The organism is Nonomuraea sp. NPDC049625, assembly GCF_040675285.1.
In the GTDB taxonomy this organism is placed as follows: Bacteria; Actinomycetota; Actinomycetes; order Streptosporangiales; family Streptosporangiaceae; genus Nonomuraea; species Nonomuraea angiospora_A.
The window spans coordinates 1,248,273-1,266,421 of record NZ_JBFAOQ010000001.1 but is presented as its reverse complement, the minus strand read 5'-3'; the positions used below and the strand labels follow the sequence as shown (position 1 = coordinate 1,266,421).

Genomic DNA, 18,149 nt, shown 5'->3' with positions numbered 1-18,149 from the left:
ACGGCGGCGTGCGGGGGGTGTTGTCTTGGTCACATCCGGGCCGGTCAGCCGCGTCCGACCCGGGCGAGTTGGCGCGACTGGGCCACGAGGCGGCCCGTGGAGTCGCGTACCTCGACCTCCTCGTCGAACCAGCCGTCCGAGACCAGCCGGCCGCTGCCGAGCAGCGTGAGCCAGCCGGGGGCGGGCAGCGCCCGCAGGTGCCAGGTGAGGTCCACGGTCGGCGCCCAGCCCCGCGCGCCCGCCGAGAACACCACCGGCGGCAGCGCGTCCACGGCCAGCGCCAGCACGTACGGGTCCGGGTCCTGCGGCTCGGCCATCCTGAAGTACGCCCGCGACTCCGGCCTGCCGGAGGGCTCGCCCTTCAGCCAGCCGATCGTGGGCGGGTCGAAGAGCAGCTCCATGCGGGCGTTCAGGTTCATGCCCGACTCGGGCTTGGGGTCGGGGAGCCTGGCGCAGTCCTCGATGCCGGGCATGTCATACGCCGATTTTTCGGCATAAATCGGCTCGACCTCGTGCAACGTGGCCGTCGTGATCAGCCCCTCGATGTGCGCCACGTCGTCCTGCACGAGCGTGGCCCTGGCGAACGCGGCCGTCCTGCCCGCCTTGAGCGGCTCGATCCTGATCTGCGCGGGCCCGGCGACCGGCGCCTTCAGGAACTGCGCCGTCGTGCTCACCGGATGCTCGAACGGCGAGGCGTCCACCGCCGCGCGCAGGATCACGGCCATGAGGTAGCCGCCGTTGAGGGGGCCGCCGATGGCGTATCCGGGGTCGAGGCACACGTCGTAGGTGCCCTCGTCGATCCTGATCGCCTGAGTCGCCTCGTCGAACTTGGTCATCCGCGCCCGCCTCAACTCCGGAATTATGTTCTAGCGCCCGCATAGTCTATGGCATCCCCCTATCAGCGTGCCTACCTGCGAAAACATGATTCGGTTGAGAAAGTTCGATCATGGCAAGTGTCACCGAACTCCTCGGCCAGTCCGTTTGGGACTCCGACGGGATATGGGTCGGCCACGTGGTCGACATCCGCGTGATCAAGCACAGGGGCGAGCTCCAGAAGAGCCACACCGTCTACGGGCTCATCGTCTCCAGCCGCCGCGCGCCGCTGCTGCTCGGCCTCACCCGGGAGAACCAGGGCCGCGCGTCCTGGCTCTCCCGCTCGCTGTCCCGCCTGGTCTATGTGGGCTGCACATTCGTGCCGTGGTCGTGCGTGATCGACTACGGAAGTGGCGAGGTCCACATCAATGCGCTCAGAAAGGAACTCAGCAGGGTCTGAATCTCACTTCAGCACATTGCAAGCGCCCGTCTAGCAACATCAGCTAACTTCTCTGTGGTCAAAAGTCCACATTGTGAGTTGAGTGATGTCTGCGAATAATCCCCCCTACGGCCAAGATCCTGACCGGACCACGGCGTACAACTGGAACCAGGGGCAGCAGCCGGAGAACCCCCCGACGATGCCTCAGTCATCGGGACAGCCGTACCCGCCGCAGCAGCCCTACCAGCAGGGGGGCTACGGCCAGCAGGCGTCCTACGGACAGCAGCAGCAGCCGTACAACCCCCAGCAGGGGTACGGGCAGCAGCAGCCGACCTACGACGCCGGCTACGGCCAGCAGGGCTCGTACGGCCAGCAGCAGAACTGGCAGCAGGGCCAGCAGCAGGGCCAGCAGGCCCAGGGCGGCTGGCAACAGCAGCAACCGCAGCAGGGTTGGCAGCAGGAGCAGCAGGGCTGGCAACAGCAGGGCCAGGGCTGGCAGCAGGAACAGCAGCAGCAAGGTTGGCAGAACGACCAGTACGCCCAGGGCGGCTGGCAGCAGCAGGGGCCCGAGGGGTTCGGCCCGGCGCAACCGGCCAAGAAGGGCCGCAAGACCTGGATCATCGCCGCGGCCGCCGCGCTCGCGGTGATCCTGCTCGGCGGCGGCACCGTGTGGGCCATGGGCGCCATCGGCGGCGGCGGTACGCAGCCGAACGAGGTCCTGCCCGCCAACTCGATCGCCTACGCCCGGCTCGACCTGGACCCGGCCGCGAACCAGAAGCTGGCGCTGTTCCAGATCGCCAGGAAGTTCACGGTCACCAAGGACTCCTTCACCGGCGAGGACCCGCGCAAGGCGCTCTTCGACACGATCAACTCCGACTCCGACTCCAAGGTCGACTTCGCCAAGGACGTCGACCCCTGGCTGGGCAGCAGGGTCGGCTTCGCCGCCGTGCCGTCGGGCAAGGAGGAGCCCGACTTCGCGGTGGCCGTCCAGATCAAGGACGAGGCGCAGGCCAAGGCCGGCATCGCCAAGCTGATGAAGGGCGAGAAGTACGGCCTCGCCTTCCGTGACGACTACGCGCTGCTGAGCTCGACCCAGGCGCTGGCCGACAAGTTCGCGAAGTCCGAGGGCAGCCTGGCCGACAACGCCGAGTTCAACGACGACATGGGCGCGGTCGGCGAGCAGGGCGTGCTGTCGTTCTGGGCCGACATGGGCGGGCTCATGGAGGTGGCCAAGAAGGAGGTCCCGGCCGAGCAGGCCGCCCTCGTGGACCAGGTCAAGGACGCCAGGTTCGCCGGCGCGCTGCGCTTCGACAGCGCGTACGTCGAGCTCGCCGGCCTCGTGCGCGGCGCCAAGGGCATGACCCCCGAGGGTGACCTGCCCAAGGCCAACCTGGGCACGCTGCCCGCCACCACGGCGGGTGCGGTGTCGATCTCCGGCCTCGACCAGATGGTCACCAAGCAGTGGGACCAGATCCAGAAGCAGGCCGCGGCGAGCGGCGGCGCCGAGGTCAAGCAGATGCTGGAGCAGGCGCAGAGCCAGCTCGGGATCCAGCTGCCCGGCGACCTGGCCACGATCTTCGGCAAGAACTTCACGCTCGCCGTGGACAGCCAGGGCCTGGGCGGCGACCAGATCAAGGGCGGCGTGCGCATCGTCACCGACCCGGCCAAGGCGCAGGCCATCGTCGACAAGGTCCAGCAGGCGCTGACCTCCCAGGGTCAGGGCGCGCCGCAGATCGCCAAGGTCGCCGGCGACGGCGTCTTCACCGTGGCGACGTCGGACGAGTACGCCAAGCAGCTGGCCGGTGAGGGCACGCTGGGCGACTCGGAGACGTTCCAGACGGCGATCCCCAACGCGGACGACGCCAACTATGCGGTCTTCGTGGACCTGGACAAGGTGGAGAGCCTCTACCTCAAGTCCATGCAGGGCGACGACAAGGCCAACCTCCAGGTGCTGCGGGCCGTCGGAATGAGCGGCACGCAGACCGACACCGAGGCGACGTTCTCGCTGCGGGTCCTGTTCAACTGAGCCGAAAACCGAACAGGCGGCCGGTCCCTCGTGGACCGGCCGCCTGTTTCATGCTGTATCAGGCCCAGAGCTGGCCTTCGAGGCGCTCTTCCGCCTCCTCCAGGGTGCCCTCGTAGGCGCCCGTGGACAGGTATTTCCAGCCGCCGTCGGCCACCACGAACGCGACGTCGGCGCGCTCGCCCGCCTTGACCGCCTTCTTGGCCACGCCCAGCGCCGCGTGCAGCGCCGCGCCGGTCGAGACGCCGGCGAAGATGCCCTCGGAGGCCAGCAGCTCGCGCGTGCGCCGCAGCGCGTCGGCCGAGCCGACGGAGAAGCGGGTGGTCAGCACGGACTCGTCGTAGAGCTCGGGGATGAAGCCCTCGTCCACGTTGCGCAGCCCGTAGACCAGCTCGCCGTAGCGCGGCTCGGCGGCGACGATCTGCACGCCGGGCACCCGCTCGCGCAGGAACCGCCCGACGCCCATCAGCGTGCCCGTCGTGCCGAGCCCGGCCACGAAGTGGGTGACGGTGGGCAGGTCCTCGAGGATCTCCGGGCCGGTGGTCTCGTAGTGCGAGCGCCAGTTGGCCGGGTTTCCGTACTGGTAGAGCATCACCCAGGAGGGATTCTGGGCCGCCAGCTCCTTGGCCACGCGCACGGCCTCGTTGGAGCCGCCCGCCGCGGGCGAGGAGATGATCTCCGCGCCCCACATGCGCAGGAGCTGACGGCGCTCCTCCGAGGTGTTCTCGGGCATCACGCAGATCAGCTTGTAGCCCTTGAGCTTGGCCGACATGGCGAGCGAGATGCCCGTGTTACCGCTGGTGGGCTCGAGGATCGTGCAGCCGGGCGTGAGCCGGCCGTCCTTCTCGGCCTCCTGGATCATCCACAGGGCGGGCCTGTCCTTGATCGACCCGGTCGGGTTGCGGTCTTCGAGCTTGGCCCAGATCCGCACGTCGGCGGAGGGCGACAACCTCGGCAGCCCCACGAGGGGCGTGCGGCCGACCGAGTCGATCAGCGAGTCGAACCGCATGTCACCCGCCGGCGACGGCAGGCAGCACGGTCACCGTGTCGCCGTCGGACAGCGGCGTGCCCAGGCCGCCCAGGAAGCGCACGTCCTCGTCGTTCAGGTAGACGTTGACGAAGCGGCGCAGGCTGCCCGCGTCGACCAGGCGCTCCTTGATGCCGGGGTGGCGCGACTCCAGATTGCTGATCAGCTCTTCGAGGGTGGCGCCCTCGGCGTCGACGGCCTTGGCGCCGCCGGTGTAATTACGCAGGATGGTCGGAATGCGAACCTCGATGGCCATCGCGCTCAGTCTCCTCAGATCAGGTCGTCGTCCCATCGGCAGCAACACCGATGGCTACATGCGGATTCCGCGGGATCTTCCGGTAAGAAACCTGCTCGTCAGGGCTGCCGCCTTAGCGGCAGTGGAGCTGCAGGTTTCTCATCCGACAGTCGTAGACGACGACGGCAGGAGTATGCGCGAAGAGGAAACTCTGCACCGGCCTGACCATCATGGGAGAAACCTTACCTCTTCCTCGGTAATCACTCCGTCGAGGATCCGGTATGAGCGGAACTCCACCTTGTCCTCGTCCCGCGTGGAGACCAGGACGTAGTGGGCGTCCGGCTCGGAGGCATAGGAGACGTCGGTGCGCGACGGGTACGCCTCGGTGGCCGTGTGGGAGTGGTAGATCACGACGGGCTCCTCGTCGCGGTCGTCCATCTCACGCCAGACGCGCAGCTGCTCCATGGAGTCGAAGCGGTAGAAGGTGGGCGAGCGTTCGGCGTTCTCCATCGGGACGAACCGCTCGGGGACACCGTTCCTGCCGGCGATCACCCCGCACGCCTCGTCGGGGTGGTCGGCACGGGCATGGGCGACGATCTTGTCCACCAGTTCCTGCGAGATCGACAGCATGCCCGGAAGCTACCAGAGCGCCCGGACCAGGCTGTCCTGGAGGTAGGTCAGCCAGTCGTAGGTGAGGTAGGCCGGGTAGCGGGGGTCGTCCTCGGACATCACGGCGATCTCGTCGTGGACCTCCTCGGTCACGTCGAGCTTGGTGCCGAGCGTCAGGCGCACGTCGTTGAGCGAGCGCAGCCAGGCCTGGGCCTGCTCGGGCGAGAGCTCCGCGCGGCCCGACCTGGCGGTGTCGAAGACGGTCTGCGCGTCGGCCCGCTTGCCGTCGCGCAGGGTGGCCTCGGTGTAGCGGCGGAACTCCGCCGAATCCTTCTCGTCCTCGTACGCCGACGGGAACAGCCTGGCCAGCACCGGGTCGGTCGGCGCCTCTCCCCCGCCGATGCCCAGCGCCCGCTCCAGCGGGTCGTCGCTGGTCCGCCCCGGCTCCACGATGCCCAGCATCATCGACACGAGCGAGCGCAGGAGCGAGACCTCCGCGGCCTCGAACTCCGCGACGACGACGCCGCCCTTGCCCGACGAAAACCCCGATGTCACGCGTGCCGCCTCACTGACCTCATGTGCCTCACTTGACCGAGTCCGGCTGGACCGTCGCCCACAGGCCGTAGGAGTGGAGAATCTGCACATCGCGTTCCATCTCTTCCCGCGTGCCACTGGACACGACGGCCTTGCCCTTGTGGTGTACGTCCAGCATGAGTTTTTCGGCCTTCTCTCTCGTGTAGCCGAAGACCGATTGGAAGACATAGGTCACGTAGGACATGAGGTTGACCGGGTCGTTCCAGACGATGGTCACCCATGGCAGATCGGGCCGGACGTCCGATGACGGACGCTCAACGGCGATTGGAGCGGTGCTACCCACATCCCCGAGTCTGCCCTATCTGGGCCGTAGTCTTCGAGTCGTGACAATGACCATGAGCACTGCGTTGCTCACAGATCACTATGAGCTGACGATGCTGCAGGCGGCGCTCCGGAGCGGGGCGGCGCACAGGCGCGCCGTTTTCGAGGTGTTCGCCAGACATCTGCCGGGTGGCAGGCGCTACGGGGTTGTCGCCGGGACCGGACGTGTCCTGGACGAGCTAGAACGCTTCCGTTTCAGTGAGGAAGAACTCACCTATTTGCGGAAGAGGCAGGTCGTCGACGACGACACTCTGGCGTTTCTCGCCGATTACCGGTTTTCCGGGAACGTCTACGGCTACCGCGAGGGCGACCTCTACTTCCCCGCCTCCCCGATCATGATCGTGGAGGGGACCTTCGCGGAGGCCGTGCTGCTCGAGACCCTCACCCTGTCGATCCTGAACCACGACTGCGCCATCGCCTCAGCGGCCTCCCGCATGACCAACGCCGCGGGCAAGCGGCCGATCATCGAGATGGGCTCGCGCCGCACGCACGAGGCCGCCGCCGTGGCCGCCGCCCGGGCCGCGTACATCGCCGGTTTCGCCTCCACCTCCAACCTCATGGCCGGGTACGCCTACGGCGTGCCCACGGCCGGCACGGCGGCGCACGCGTTCACGTTGCTGCACGACTCGGAGAAGGACGCGTTCGAGGCCCAGATCGCCTCGCTCGGCCGCAAGACGACGCTGCTGGTGGACACGTACGACGTGGCCGAGGCGGTGCGCACGGCCGTGGAGCTGGCGGGGCCGGAGCTGGGCGCGGTCCGCATCGACTCCGGCGACCTGGCCGCCGCCGCGCAGGAGGTGCGCGAGCAGCTCGACGCGCTCGGGGCCTTCGAGACCCGCATCCTGGTCACCTCCGACCTGGACGAGTACGCCATCGCCGCGCTCGCCGCCGCCCCCGTCGACGGTTACGGCGTCGGCACGTCCCTGGTGACCGGGTCCGGCGTGCCCACGGCGGCCCTGGTGTACAAGCTGGTGGCGAGGGAGACGGCCACGGGCAAGCTGGAGGCCGTGGCCAAGCGCTCGGTGGGCAAGCCGTCGCGCGGGGGCCGCAAGCAGGCGTACCGGCTCCTGGACGACGTGGGCAGCGTGGAGACCGAGCTGATCACCACCGGCGGCCTGGCCCCGGAAGGCGGCATCCCCTTGCTGCACGAGCTGGTGCGCGACGGGCAGGTCGTGGGCAGGGAGCCCCTGCCCGCCGCCCGCGAGCGCCACGCCGCCGCCGTCGCCACCCTCCCCCAGGAGGCCCTGCACCTCGGCAGGGGGTACGCGGCCATCCCCACGGAGTTCGCCTGACCCTCCCCGCGGCAGCGGGGCGGCGGGTCGGACGGCGGGCCCTGTTATTAGAGTGCTGAATATGGGGACCGCATTGATCATCGTCGATGTGCAGAACGACTTCTGCGAGGGCGGCAGCCTGCCCGTGGCCGGCGGCTCGGAGGTGGCGGCGGCGATCACTCGCCACATGGCCGAACACGGCTACGACCACGTGGTGGCGACCCGCGACTACCACATCTCGCCCGGCGACCACTTCGCCGAATCGCCCGACTACGTCTCCAGGTGGCCGGCGCACTGCGTGGCCGGGACCCCGGGAGCCGACTTCCACCCGTCGTTCGACGTGGCGGAGGTGGAGGAGGTGTTCAGCAAGGGCGCCTACGCCGCCGCGTACAGCGGTTTCGAGGGCCTGTCGAGCGACGGGGTCCCGCTGGCCGAGTGGCTCGGGCAGCGCGGGGTGCACGAGGTGGACGTGGTCGGGATCGCCACGGACCACTGCGTGCGCGCGACGGCGCTCGACGCGGTCAAGCACGGGCTGGCCGTGCGGGTGCTGCTGGACCTGACGGCCGGCGTGGCCCCGACGACCACGGAGGTGGCGCTGGCGGAGCTGAAGGACGCGGGCGCCACCCTCCGGGGGGCGCCCGTTCTGGGGTGACCGGGATCACCATTGATCACGAGGCGTATGCGGTAGGCAACGCTGCGTTCATGTGATATTCAAGAGGACGAACCCCCTCCGGAGCCGTAGTAATACGGAGAGTCACAAACTCCTTTTCGCGGGAGGTAGATTCATGCTGGCCATCTCCCTGGGTGCGGCCTGGCTCGTCCTCGGTCCTCTCTGCCTGTGGCTGCTCGTCCGGGGGAGCGCCGGCGAGCGGGTGGCCGCGGTCGTCACGCTGGTGCTGCTGGAAGGCGGGACGATCGCGATGGGCGCCGAAGAGCGGCCCGCCCCCGCCCCTCCGGCGATCGTGGCCAACCTCGTGGCCTCCTGCCAGGAGCGCGTCCCGGTCCCCCATTCGGCGAAGGTGGCCCACGAGATCGTGCTGACCTGGGCGGCGGCGCCGCAGGAGTGCGGGGCGGCCGAGGTCGTGGTCCGGGCCGAGGGGCGCAGACTGCGTCTATGGCTGTACGAGGGGCCCAACGTCGGCAGCCACCCGGCCGCGCTCACGGGCCACCACCAGCGCGTGTTCACGCTGCCGGTGCGCGTCGAGAGCGGCCGGGCCGCGCTGAAGCTTCCCCTGCGGGAGAAGCCGGATTACGTCCTGACCGATGGCCGCACCGGGCGGCGTATCCCCCAGACGTAGTCAGGGCATGGCCACGGCGAGCCGCAGCGCGTCGTCGAGCCGGGCGAAGACCTCGAACGCGTGCCGCAGCCCGGTGATCGACAGCACCCTGGCCATGACCCCCTGAACCCCACCGAGCAGCAGCCGGGTCCCTCTGGACTCGCACCGCTGCATGACGCCGACGAGCTCGTTCATCCCCATGGAGTCGCAGAACGAGAGCTCGCCCAGGTCCAGGATCAGGAAGGGCTTGGGAGGAAGGGCCCAGACGGGTTCGAGGTGCTCGCGCAGCACCTGCAGGACGTTGACGTCGAGCTCGCCCTCGAGCTTGAGGATGACGGCGTTTCGCGAGAGGCCGGAAGTCACGGTCAGCATCGGCTTTCTGGTGACCTCAGACGACATGGGCAAAGTCCTTCTGCGTATCCCGAGACAAGCCAAGAGTGGTTGTTGCCTCTTCCGTCGAGTTTCTAACAGATGAGCGCCGCTCTGTGGCCAAACGCACAGAGTCACCCATCGTCACACGCGACCGGCACGCGCGCAGCGCCGGGGGGCGGAGCGCCGCGCGCGACGGCTCCCTCAGGCTGTCCCGAAGGTGATCACGTAGGCGGCGAGCAGCACGGATAGGACGATCACCAGGACGCCCGTCCCGCTGATCACCATGACGACGTTCGCCCGCTTCACCATCCAGCGGATGGCCGCCGCTGCCAGTGTGATCAAGGTCGTCAGGAGGAAGAGGGTCAAGGCTCTGGTATCGGTTGATGTTGGTATTGCCACCGAGAGGTGGAGGACTAGTGTGGTCATGAAGGTTTTCCCTGGTGCGGAGACGCGCTCTGACAGAAACCTCGCTCGCGGGCACCTCCGCCGATGATTGGGCTCGTCGCGGGGGTGTTCCGCTGTCTTTCTGCTTGGGGATGCCGCTCCTGCCGGGTGTGGCTCATCGGACCCTCGCCACGAACCACCTCCACCCATATTCAGCTAACTTCAGTGAATCTTCTCCAATTAGAGGTTTACCCCGACTGAACCGCCCTATTCGTACACGGCGGTGACAGCTGAATGGTTAGACTGATGGCTCTTGTGCTCACCCGTTTGTGCACGTTGGCTGTTCTGTTAGGCCTTAGCTGCGGATTCTTCATCGATTCCGCCGCCAGGTTGATGTTCACTAGAGATTACTGAAGTTCACACCAATGGGGCTGGCATGAGCGGCGTCAATTCCGCGCTGGCGCGCCGACTGCGCGAGCTGCGCGAAAGCCACTGGCCTGACCGGCGCGTCACCCAGGCACAGCTGCGCGAGGCGTTCCAGGTCAGCGTCGCGCTGATCTCGTCGTGGGAGTCGGCTCATGCGAGCAAGATCCCGCCCTTACACCGGCTGGAGAAGTACGCCGCGTTCTTCGCGACCAAGCGATCGATCTCCAACGGGACGGCACGCGTGCTCCCCGTGTCCGACCTGACGGCGGGCGAGCTCGAGGACCACCGCCACCTGCTCGCCGAGCTGGACCGGCTGCGCCAGGCCGCGCTGAAGTCCCAGGCGTCGGGTGAGAACGCCGAGCCGGCGGCGCGGGACGCGCTCCAGGCCGGCCCCTGGCACTTCCGGGACGGGGAGCCGATCACGGTCATCTGCTCGCAGGTCCCGGAGGAGGACCGGACCAAGATCCCGTACGCGGACCCGTCGAGCCCCGACTACATCGAGCTGTACAAGTACTCCGACCTCGACTCCCTCTTCGAGCTGTGGGGCCATCTCCGGGCCGCGAATCCGCGCAGCCCGGTGAAGCTGGTCTCCACCGAGGATCTGCGTTCCGACGACCTGACGACGCACGTGGTGCTCCTGGGCGGCGTCGACTACAACGCGGTGACCGGGGCGGTGCTCGCGCAAGCAGAACTCCCGGTGCGGCAGGTGCCCGACTGGGAGGGGGAAAAGGGTCCGTATTTCGAGGTCATCGAGGGGGGCGACACGCGCCGGCACTACACCGTCACCGCCGGGTCCGGAGATAATCTGCAACTCCTTGAGGACGTCGGGTTCTTCTACCGCGGCGTCAATCCCGACAATGTCGAGCGCACGTTGACCATTTGCAATGGGATGTACGGCAGAGGCGTCTACGGTGCGGTGCGGGCCCTGACCGACGAGCGATTCCGCGACCGCAACGCCGTCTATCTGCGGGCACGTTTCGGCACCGCCGCGGCCTACAGCATTCTCACGCGCGTCAGGATCAGGGACCGCGTGGTCGTCACTCCTGATTGGACCCTGAACACGTTCCGGCTGCATGAGTGGTCGGAGCCCTCTCGTGGGGACTGAGGTCGGATCGGAGCATCACCACGGCTCCCACCGGGATCTGATCGAGGTCTACCCGCGAGTCGCGAAGTCCGGCCGCGTCGACGCCATCGTCGTGCCGACCATCAGGCATCCGGTCTGGCTGAGCCACGCGATCCGGCTGGCGATCGCCCTGGACTGCCCCCTCGTGACCCTGCACAGCAAGTGGAGCAAACCGGACCTCCTCCTGATGCCGGCCGGCCTGCAGTTCATCTCCGTGGACATCGACAACGTGGCCCGGCTCAACCTGCCGGACTTCGCGACCACGGCCCTGCTGAAGGGCACGCCGTTCGCCCGCGCGACCGACCTCAGCGCCAAGCGGAACACGGGGCTGCTGCTGGCCCGCCTGATGGGCTGGCGGCGCATCGTCTTCCTGGACGACGACATCGAGGTCGGCGGGCACGAGGAGGTCGCGCACGCGGCCGCCCTGCTCGACTCGTACGACGCCGTGGGCATGCACATCGGCGGCTACCCGGACAACTCGGTGGTGTGCCACGCCCACCGGCTGACCGGCGGGCATCAGGAGTCGTTCGTGGGCGGCGGCGCCCTGGCCGTCGAGACGACCCGCGGCCCCTCGTTCTTCCCGAACATCTACAACGAGGACTGGTTCTACCTGCTCGGTGAGAAGTCGGTGCGCCCGCTCGCGGTCACGGGGATGGTCAAGCAGCGCCCGTACGACCCTTTCGACCGCCCCATGCGCGCGCGGGACCAGGAGCTCGGCGACGTGCTGGCCGAGGGCGTCTACTGGCTGCTCGACGGGGGCGGGGGCACGGGCTGGCAGGCCGCCGCCGATCCGGCGTACTGGGTCGGCGCCCTCGCCAGGCGCGGCGACTTCGTCAAGGACGTGCTGCGCCGCGTCAGGGAGCTCCCGCCGGACGCGACGACGAGCCGCCGGGCCATGGAGGAGTCCCTGCTGGCCGCGCTGGGCCGCCTCAACCGCATCACGCCGCAGTTCTGCGTCAACTACCTGGAGGCGTGGGCGGCGGACCGCGACCAGTGGGCCGATCACTTCGCCAGGATCCCGCAACTCGGGCCGAGCGTGGCCGATGCCATGAAATGGCTGGTCAGACCTGGTGCACCACTATTGCGCCAGTGGACCTCATTTGATTCATAAGTGGGCGAACCGGGAATCTGTCGTCCGTGGGGCCACGTGATATCCGTCAGGCCGTCCATACGGACCTCCCTGCGATGGTCGACTCGCTCGGGCAGGAGGGCTACTTCACCGACCGGCTCGCCAGGCAGGACTCCGGTCACGGGGCCCTGCTCGTCGCCTGGGAGCGCGGGGTGGCGGTCGGCGACGTCTACATGTGGCTGGGGCCCGCGGAGGAGCCCGAGCTGCGTACCCACTTACCGGGCGTGGCGCTGCTCACGCACCTGGAGGTCGTGCCCTGGATGCGCAACCGGGGCATCGGCACCGCGCTGCTCTGGGCCGCCGAGGAGCGGCTCCTGGCCGACGGCCACGACCAGGTCGCCCTCGGCGTGGGCCTGGACAACCCCGACGCCCTGAGGTTGTACCAGCGCCGCGGCTACGCCGAATGGCCGCACGGCGAGGTGGCGACCACCGACGTCGTCTACCACCCGAACGGCGGGCTCGAGCTCCGGCCCGAGCTGTGCCGCATCCTCGTCAGAAAGCTCGGCTGAGCGCGCGGCTAGCGGCGCTGGGTGGCCCAGCGGCGGATGGTGTCGATCCGCTCCTGGATCTGCTCCGCCGTCGCCTGCGCGATCGGCGGCCCGCCGCACGAGCGTCGCAGGTCCGAGTGGATGACCCCGTGCGGCTGACCCGTGCGGTGGTTCCAGGCGCCCACCAGGCCGTTGAGCTCGCGCCGCAGGTCCGCGATCTGCTCGTGCGGCGCCAGCGTCTCGCGCGGCTGCTCCTCCTCCTGCTTGCGCCTGGCCGCCTGCTGGTCGGACTGCCGCTTGCGCAGCAGCGTCGCCACCTGGTCGGGCTCCAGCAGCCCGGGCAGGCCCAGGAAGTCCTCTTCCTCCGCCGAGCCGACCGCCGCGCCCGTGCCGAACTCGCCGCCGTCGAACAGCACCCGGTCGAACGTGGCCGACGTCTCCATCGTCTCGAACGGGAGCTCGTCACCCAGGACGTCGGGATTGTCCTTCTGGCGGTTGGCCTGCTCCAGGAGGCTGTCGTCGAGCCCGTCCTCGGGAGGCCGCTTGTTGAGCACGTGGTCGCGCTCGACCTCCATCTCGTTGGCCAGCCCCATGAGCGTGGGCACCGAGGGGAGGAAGACCGAGGCGGTCTCGCCGCGCTTGCGGGCCCGCACGAAGCGGCCCACGGCCTGGGCGAAGAAGAGCGGGGTCGAGGTGGAGGTGGCGTAGACGCCCACGCACAGGCGGGGGATGTCGACGCCCTCCGACACCATGCGCACGGCCACCAGCCAGCGGTCCGGCGAGGCCGCGAACTGCTTGATCTTCTTCGACGCGCCGGGGTCGTCGGAGAGGACCACGGTGGCGCCCTCGCCGGTGATGTTGCGCAGGTGGCGGGCGTAGGCCCGGGCCGTCTCGTGGTCGGTGGCGATGACCAGGCCGCCCGCGTCGGGCACGCCCCTGCGCACCTCGGTGAGCCGCCGGTCGGCGGCCTGCATGACCTGGCGGATCCAGTCGCCCTTCGGGTCGAGCGCGGCCCGCCACGCCTGCGAGAGCTGGTCCTTGGTGAGCGGCGTGCCGAGCGTCGCGGCGATCTCGTCGCCCGCCCGCGTGCGCCACTTCATCTCGCCGGAATAGGCCAGGAAGATGACCGGGCGCACGACGCCGTCGTCGAGCGCGGGGCCGTAGCCGTAGGAGTAGTCGGCGACGCTGCGCTTGAGGCCCTCGGCGTCCTCCTCGTAGCCGACGAACGGGATCGGGTTGTCGTCGGACCTGAACGGCGTGCCGGTGAGCTGGAGGCGGCGCGTGGCGGGCTCGAACGCCTCGCTCACGCCGTCGCCCCACGACTTGGCGTCGCCCGCGTGGTGGATCTCGTCGAAGATCACCAGCGTCTTGCGCGCCTCCGTGCGCGCCCTGTGCAGCGCGGGGTGCATGGCGACCTGCGCGTACGTCACCGCCACCCCGGTGTAGTCGCGCGAGGTCGTGCCCTGGCTGTTCTTGAACTCGGGGTCGATGCCGATGCCGACCCGCGCGGCGGCGTCGGCCCACTGCCGCTTGAGGTGCTCGGTGGGCGTGACGATCGTGATCGACCTGATCACGCCGTTGGCGAGCAGCTCGCTGGCGATGCGCAGGGCGTAGGTCGTCTTGCCCGCGCCCGGGGTCGCCACGGTGAGGAAGTCACGCGGCTCGCGCCTGAAGTAGAGGTCGAACGCCTCCTGCTGCCACGCGCGGAGCTTGGGGGCGGTGCCCCATGCTGCTCGGTCGGGATAGGAAGGCGAAAGGTGGGACGCGGCGAAGGTGCTCACCGCATCACCTCTGGGGTTGGTGTGCTTCGCTCTCTCACAGTGACCCGATAGTAATCGGGCCGACCGACAAGACGTGCCGTGAGTTGAGGATTCTGGCCAAGCTCTTCCCCGCGTGCTATGCGGGTCATTTGATCTTCGTCATGACCGTGTCGAGGGCCTGTCTGCGTGCGGTTTCCTCGGGTTGGAGCAGCCCGAGGAGCATGACCGCGGAGCCCGCGCGAGTGAGAAGCGTCACTCTCAGGAACGCCGGCCGGTTGGCCACATCCTGATATTCCGCCCGCAGCGCCCGGGTGTGTCCTCCGGGGAGCTCCTTGTCCTCGACGACGGTCACCCGGTCTCCTTTGAGCAGCAGCCGGGAGTAGAGCTCCGCCGCCTCCGCCGTGGCCTTCTTGGCGTCCGCCACGGCCCCTGTGACGGGCCTGGCCATGACGAGCCCGCCGCCGCCGTCCCTGGCCACGGAGGTGAAGCCCGTCACGGGCGGCACCGGCGCCTGGCTCCACCCCTGTGGCAGCGCCACCGAAACCTTGGCCAGGGAGTCGCTCAGCTGCCCGCTCTCCGCCGAAGGCGCGGTGATCCGCAGCACCACGACGGTCGCCCCCGCCACCAGGCCCACGCCTGCCAGCAGGGCCACCGACACGACCACCCAGCGCCGCAGCGTCCTCCCGGGCACGCCCGTGCGCCGCCCGGGGTCCGCCGGAGAGCCGTAGAGGCGCGCGGACGGGGGAAGCGACTCCCAGGGCTCGAACTCGCGGTCCAGGCCGTACGAGGCTGTCCTGCGGATCTGCGGGTTCCACGGCTCCTCGGGCCCGAGGTCCAGCGGGTCGGGCTCGCCGCGGACCGGCTCAGGACCGCTGGACCGGGCATGCCGCCGTACCGGCTCCGGGTCGGGGTCCGGCACGGCCTCAAGAGGGCCCGTGCGCCCCCGCCGCGGCTCCTCCTCGTGGGGCGCGCCCCACGCGTACCGCGGAGGAGTACGGCGATGCCTGGGAGCGGGCTGAGGCGGCCAGACCCGGCGGTCGTCCTCGGTGTCATCCTCCATGGCACCTCCCTGACCGCTGTCCTATCACCCCGCGCGGCGATGGTCAGGAGAACCGTGATCGGTGTGACAGGAGGGGCGGAAATCAGCGGGTGCGTCCGGCGAGGAGCGTGGCGCCGAGGGCGACGGCGGCCATGAGGAGCGAGATCACGACGAACCCGGTGGCGATCTCGTCCGGGGCGTGACCGATCAGATTGACCAGCGCGCCCCCGACCCCGATCGCCAGGGCGGACCCGAGCATGTCCGTGACCGACAGGGCGGCGGAGTTCGCCCCCTGCTCGTTCAGAGGGGACTGCCGCAACGCGGTGACGCTGACCGTGGTCATGCCGAACCCCATCCCGAACCCGGCCACGATCCACGCGGGCACCGCGACCCAGCCGGTCACCCCGGGAACGACGCACAGCATGCAGATCAGGATCGAGACGGTGACGCACCCCGCCCCCAGCCGGATCCGCCTGTACGCCTCCCCCTCCCGCCTGCTCTGCAGGAACGACCCCGCGGACCACCCCAGCGCCCCGGTCGTCAGCGCGATCCCCGCGAGCTTGAGGTCGAAGGACTTCACCTCCTGCAGCGCGAGCGGGATGAAGGAGTTCACCCCGAAGAAGGCGGCCGAGAAGAAGCCCCGCATCAGCACGGTCGTGGGCAGCCCGCGCGCGAACCGCAGCGCGTCGGGAGGCAGCAGCCGGTACAGCCCGTAGACCAGGAACGCCAGGCCCGCGACGGCCTCCAGTGCCCCGACCACGGGGCGTCTGTGCAGGAGGTCCACGCCCTGCAGCAGCGCCCCGGCCCCGCCCGCCGTGGCGGTGGCGGCCAGCGTCATCGCGACCGGCCTGGAGCGCGGGCCGGTGGACGGCTCATGAGAGGAGGACGGCATGCGCAGCGCGGGCACGAGCATCACCAGCGCGGGCACGACCAGCGGGATGATCCCGTAGAAGACGTACCGCCAGCCCCACTGCACGGCCACGAACCCGGCCACGGCCGGCCCCACCATGGCGGGCACCACCCAGGCCGCGGAGACGGCCGCGAAGACCTTGGGCCGCAGGGCCTCCGGATAGACCCGCGCGATCATCACGAGCAGCGCCACGATCGAGGCGCCCGCGCCCAGCCCCTGCACGGCCCGCGCCACGAGGAACATCCCCGCCGAGTGCGCCGCCCCGGCCAGCGCCATCCCCGCCACGAACAGCACCACCCCCGACAGGAACGGCAACTGGTAGCCGCGGCGGTCCGACCAGAGGCCCGCCACCACGTTCGCGAAGAGGCTGGCGATGAGGAAGGCGGAGAAACTGATCCCGTACAGGTCGAGGGCGTTCAGCTCGTGGGCCACCGCCGGCATGACGACCCCGACGGACATGCCCTCGAAGGCGACCAGGGTGATGGTCAGCACGATGCCGGCCGTCGCGACGCGGTATTCGGGGCTGAGGATGCGGGTGGATTCGTAGGGAGTGTCGAGTGCCTTTGGACCTGTCACCTACATATCGTAGTTTGCCGGAAATCTAGGCTGCCGGGGTGGTTGCGGTCCGGTACACCGCCCACATCTGGTGCATGCGCTCCGCCTGCCCCGCGGTGAACTCCGACATGCACTTGTCGTGCGCGTAGTCCATGAAGTTGTGCGCCGGGTCCAGGCCGGGGTGCTGCGCGCAGCTGTCCTTGTCCGCCGGGCAGGCCTCGGTCGGCCGGGCCTCCATCGGGGTGTCGGCGATGCCGTCGCCGGGCAGCTCGCAGCCGTTCTCGAACGTGTGGAAGAGGCCCAGCCAGTGCCCGATCTCGTGCACGCCGGTGAAGCCCCGGTTGTAGTTGGTCATCGCGCCGCCGGGCAGGCTGCGCCAGTCGATCACGACGCCGTCCAGCCTGGGCGTCTCGTCATACCAGTACGGGTAGCTGGCGAAGCCCAGCATCTGCTCGCTGAGCTGGGCGATGTAGAGGTTGAGCGTGTCGGCGCCGCCGTGGTGCAGCGCCACCTTCATCGGCCGCTCGTTGCCGACGGGGTCGTTGAACCACAGGGCGTTGTCGGTGACCGAGATGCCGTCCAGGCGGAAGCGCACGCCGGTGTCGACGCCGCCGTAGGTGCCGCCGTACGCGGAGTTGAGCGCGTCGATCTGGGCCCTGACGTCGCCGTCGGTCACCTTGCGCTCACCGCGCGTGATGACGTGCACGCGCGTGGGCACGGTGACCTGGGCGGGCGTCGTCACGCCGGCGAGCCGCTTGCCCAGCTCGACGAGGACCTTGGCCACGTCTTCGGGCTTGGGCGAGCGCGGCCCCGTCCTGCGGGGGACGTGGCCCGCGCAACGCGACGCCTGCGCCGCCTCGGGACGGAGCGGCGGCGTGAACCCGACCGCGAGCAGACATGCCAACGAGACGGCGGTCACGCGCCGGACCATGCAATCCCCCACTACGTATCGAGCCGGTCTGGCTACCGACCGTAGCTTGACCTGGGGAGATTACCGGTCAGCAACACTCACTGCTTGTTGTCGCCGCTGTCGCCGCCACCCGGGGGCAGGCCCTCGTAGATCTCCTTGCACTCCGGGCATACCGGATATTTCTTCGGATCGCGGCTGGGCACCCAGACCTTGCCGCACAGCGCCCGGATGGGCGTGCCCGTGACCATGCTCTCCGTGATCTTGTGCTTGTCCGCGTAGTGGGCGAACCGCTCGTGATCGCCGTCGCCGTGCGACGTCCGGGGCGTGGTCTCCTGCTCTGGGAGGATCTTCGTCGTGCTCACCCCACAGAGTTTATGCCCGACGACGACCAGGTCCCCCATACAGCGATACGGCCCCCGCCGCGTGGCGGGGGCCGTACGTGGA

21 protein-coding genes are annotated in these 18,149 nt (G+C 69.3%); 8 read left to right on the top strand and 13 right to left on the bottom strand.

Annotated elements, in window-relative coordinates; all coding sequences use genetic code 11:
- Window positions 1–44: 44 nt before the first annotated feature.
- Window positions 45–836: a thioesterase family protein gene (locus AB0J87_RS06140; protein WP_363962830.1), complete on the bottom strand. Its 792-nt coding sequence runs from the start codon at window positions 834–836 to the stop codon at window positions 45–47.
- Window positions 837–946: 110 nt separating this feature from the next.
- On the opposite strand from AB0J87_RS06140, the gene AB0J87_RS06135 reads away from it, so the two are divergent.
- A complete protein-coding gene (locus AB0J87_RS06135; RefSeq protein WP_350730114.1) occupies window positions 947–1,273 on the top strand; it encodes a hypothetical protein in 327 nt (108 codons plus the stop codon).
- Between the two features lie 178 nt (window positions 1,274–1,451).
- Window positions 1,452–3,278 carry a hypothetical protein gene (locus AB0J87_RS06130; RefSeq protein WP_363962829.1) on the top strand — a complete coding sequence of 609 codons (1,827 nt, stop codon included), beginning with the start codon at window positions 1,452–1,454 and terminating at the stop codon, window positions 3,276–3,278.
- Window positions 3,279–3,336: 58 nt separating this feature from the next.
- Here AB0J87_RS06130 and AB0J87_RS06125 read toward each other — a convergent pair whose 3' ends face one another.
- From AB0J87_RS06125 to clpS, 5 genes are all read right to left on the bottom strand, one after another.
- Complete coding sequence (locus AB0J87_RS06125; protein ID WP_350730110.1) at window positions 3,337–4,284, bottom strand: cysteine synthase; 948 nt, start codon at window positions 4,282–4,284, stop codon at window positions 3,337–3,339.
- Between the two features lies 1 nt (window position 4,285).
- Complete coding sequence (locus tag AB0J87_RS06120) at window positions 4,286–4,558, bottom strand: MoaD/ThiS family protein (protein WP_185071430.1); 273 nt, start codon at window positions 4,556–4,558, stop codon at window positions 4,286–4,288.
- Window positions 4,559–4,765: 207 nt separating this feature from the next.
- Window positions 4,766–5,167 carry a M67 family metallopeptidase gene (locus AB0J87_RS06115; RefSeq protein WP_350730109.1) on the bottom strand — a complete coding sequence of 134 codons (402 nt, stop codon included), beginning with the start codon at window positions 5,165–5,167 and terminating at the stop codon, window positions 4,766–4,768.
- Between the two features lie 9 nt (window positions 5,168–5,176).
- Window positions 5,177–5,701, bottom strand: a complete 525-nt coding sequence (locus AB0J87_RS06110; protein WP_350730108.1) for a DUF2017 domain-containing protein — start codon at window positions 5,699–5,701, stop codon at window positions 5,177–5,179.
- Window positions 5,702–5,729: 28 nt separating this feature from the next.
- Window positions 5,730–6,023, bottom strand: a complete 294-nt coding sequence (gene clpS, locus AB0J87_RS06105) for an ATP-dependent Clp protease adapter ClpS (protein ID WP_185071427.1) — start codon at window positions 6,021–6,023, stop codon at window positions 5,730–5,732.
- A 40-nt stretch (window positions 6,024–6,063) separates the two neighbouring features.
- On the opposite strand from clpS, the gene AB0J87_RS06100 reads away from it, so the two are divergent.
- From AB0J87_RS06100 to AB0J87_RS06090, 3 genes are all read left to right on the top strand, one after another.
- Window positions 6,064–7,353 (top strand): nicotinate phosphoribosyltransferase, encoded by a 1,290-nt coding sequence (locus tag AB0J87_RS06100; protein WP_363962828.1) that lies wholly within the window; start codon window positions 6,064–6,066, stop codon window positions 7,351–7,353.
- Between the two features lie 61 nt (window positions 7,354–7,414).
- Window positions 7,415–7,984, top strand: a complete 570-nt coding sequence (locus AB0J87_RS06095) for a nicotinamidase (RefSeq protein ID WP_363962827.1) — start codon at window positions 7,415–7,417, stop codon at window positions 7,982–7,984.
- Window positions 7,985–8,117: 133 nt separating this feature from the next.
- The gene (locus AB0J87_RS06090) at window positions 8,118–8,630 is read left to right on the top strand and encodes a hypothetical protein (protein ID WP_363962826.1); all 513 of its coding nucleotides are present in this window, start codon (window positions 8,118–8,120) and stop codon (window positions 8,628–8,630) included.
- On the opposite strand, the gene AB0J87_RS06085 is transcribed toward AB0J87_RS06090, so the two are convergent.
- Window positions 8,631–9,008 carry an STAS domain-containing protein gene (locus AB0J87_RS06085; RefSeq protein ID WP_363962825.1) on the bottom strand — a complete coding sequence of 126 codons (378 nt, stop codon included), beginning with the start codon at window positions 9,006–9,008 and terminating at the stop codon, window positions 8,631–8,633.
- A 174-nt stretch (window positions 9,009–9,182) separates the two neighbouring features.
- Complete coding sequence (locus tag AB0J87_RS06080; protein WP_350730099.1) at window positions 9,183–9,323, bottom strand: hypothetical protein; 141 nt, start codon at window positions 9,321–9,323, stop codon at window positions 9,183–9,185.
- A gap of 478 nt (window positions 9,324–9,801) precedes the next feature.
- Between AB0J87_RS06080 and AB0J87_RS06075 the strand changes: the two genes are divergently transcribed.
- The 3 genes from AB0J87_RS06075 (at window position 9,802) to AB0J87_RS06065 (ending at window position 12,552) form a co-directional block, all read left to right on the top strand.
- Window positions 9,802–10,896, top strand: a complete 1,095-nt coding sequence (locus AB0J87_RS06075) for a helix-turn-helix domain-containing protein (RefSeq protein WP_363962824.1) — start codon at window positions 9,802–9,804, stop codon at window positions 10,894–10,896.
- Complete coding sequence (locus tag AB0J87_RS06070) at window positions 10,886–12,025, top strand: hypothetical protein (RefSeq protein WP_350730097.1); 1,140 nt, start codon at window positions 10,886–10,888, stop codon at window positions 12,023–12,025. Before AB0J87_RS06075 ends, AB0J87_RS06070 begins: the two co-directional genes overlap by 11 nt.
- Before the next feature lie 74 nt (window positions 12,026–12,099).
- Window positions 12,100–12,552 carry a GNAT family N-acetyltransferase gene (locus AB0J87_RS06065; protein WP_350730095.1) on the top strand — a complete coding sequence of 151 codons (453 nt, stop codon included), beginning with the start codon at window positions 12,100–12,102 and terminating at the stop codon, window positions 12,550–12,552.
- Window positions 12,553–12,560: 8 nt separating this feature from the next.
- On the opposite strand, the gene AB0J87_RS06060 is transcribed toward AB0J87_RS06065, so the two are convergent.
- The 5 genes from AB0J87_RS06060 to AB0J87_RS06040 all read right to left on the bottom strand — a co-directional run bounded on the left by AB0J87_RS06060 (window position 12,561) and on the right by AB0J87_RS06040 (window position 18,106).
- Complete coding sequence (locus AB0J87_RS06060) at window positions 12,561–14,312, bottom strand: DEAD/DEAH box helicase (protein ID WP_363962823.1); 1,752 nt, start codon at window positions 14,310–14,312, stop codon at window positions 12,561–12,563.
- A gap of 124 nt (window positions 14,313–14,436) precedes the next feature.
- Window positions 14,437–15,351 (bottom strand): hypothetical protein, encoded by a 915-nt coding sequence (locus AB0J87_RS06055; protein ID WP_363962822.1) that lies wholly within the window; start codon window positions 15,349–15,351, stop codon window positions 14,437–14,439.
- A gap of 82 nt (window positions 15,352–15,433) precedes the next feature.
- Window positions 15,434–16,816 carry an MFS transporter gene (locus AB0J87_RS06050; protein ID WP_363962821.1) on the bottom strand — a complete coding sequence of 461 codons (1,383 nt, stop codon included), beginning with the start codon at window positions 16,814–16,816 and terminating at the stop codon, window positions 15,434–15,436.
- 25 nt (window positions 16,817–16,841) lie between these two features.
- Entirely contained in the window at window positions 16,842–17,714 is an 873-nt protein-coding gene (locus AB0J87_RS06045) for a zinc metalloprotease (RefSeq protein ID WP_363962820.1), read from the bottom strand.
- A gap of 89 nt (window positions 17,715–17,803) precedes the next feature.
- A complete protein-coding gene (locus AB0J87_RS06040) occupies window positions 17,804–18,106 on the bottom strand; it encodes a DUF3039 domain-containing protein (protein ID WP_350730087.1) in 303 nt (100 codons plus the stop codon).
- Window positions 18,107–18,149: the final 43 nt, after the last annotated feature.

Coding starts and splice junctions, on each gene's coding strand:
- AB0J87_RS06140 (WP_363962830.1), bottom strand. CDS start 836: ATGACCAAGTTCGACGAGGCGACTCAGGCGATCAGGATCGACGAGGGC.
- AB0J87_RS06135 (WP_350730114.1), top strand. CDS start 947: ATGGCAAGTGTCACCGAACTCCTCGGCCAGTCCGTTTGGGACTCCGAC.
- AB0J87_RS06130 (WP_363962829.1), top strand. CDS start 1,452: ATGCCTCAGTCATCGGGACAGCCGTACCCGCCGCAGCAGCCCTACCAG.
- AB0J87_RS06125 (WP_350730110.1), bottom strand. CDS start 4,284: ATGCGGTTCGACTCGCTGATCGACTCGGTCGGCCGCACGCCCCTCGTG.
- AB0J87_RS06120 (WP_185071430.1), bottom strand. CDS start 4,558: ATGGCCATCGAGGTTCGCATTCCGACCATCCTGCGTAATTACACCGGC.
- AB0J87_RS06115 (WP_350730109.1), bottom strand. CDS start 5,167: ATGCTGTCGATCTCGCAGGAACTGGTGGACAAGATCGTCGCCCATGCC.
- AB0J87_RS06095 (WP_363962827.1), top strand. CDS start 7,415: ATGGGGACCGCATTGATCATCGTCGATGTGCAGAACGACTTCTGCGAG.
- AB0J87_RS06090 (WP_363962826.1), top strand. CDS start 8,118: ATGCTGGCCATCTCCCTGGGTGCGGCCTGGCTCGTCCTCGGTCCTCTC.
- AB0J87_RS06085 (WP_363962825.1), bottom strand. CDS start 9,008: ATGTCGTCTGAGGTCACCAGAAAGCCGATGCTGACCGTGACTTCCGGC.
- AB0J87_RS06075 (WP_363962824.1), top strand. CDS start 9,802: ATGAGCGGCGTCAATTCCGCGCTGGCGCGCCGACTGCGCGAGCTGCGC.
- AB0J87_RS06065 (WP_350730095.1), top strand. CDS start 12,100: ATGGTCGACTCGCTCGGGCAGGAGGGCTACTTCACCGACCGGCTCGCC.
- AB0J87_RS06055 (WP_363962822.1), bottom strand. CDS start 15,351: ATGGAGGATGACACCGAGGACGACCGCCGGGTCTGGCCGCCTCAGCCC.
- AB0J87_RS06040 (WP_350730087.1), bottom strand. CDS start 18,106: ATGGGGGACCTGGTCGTCGTCGGGCATAAACTCTGTGGGGTGAGCACG.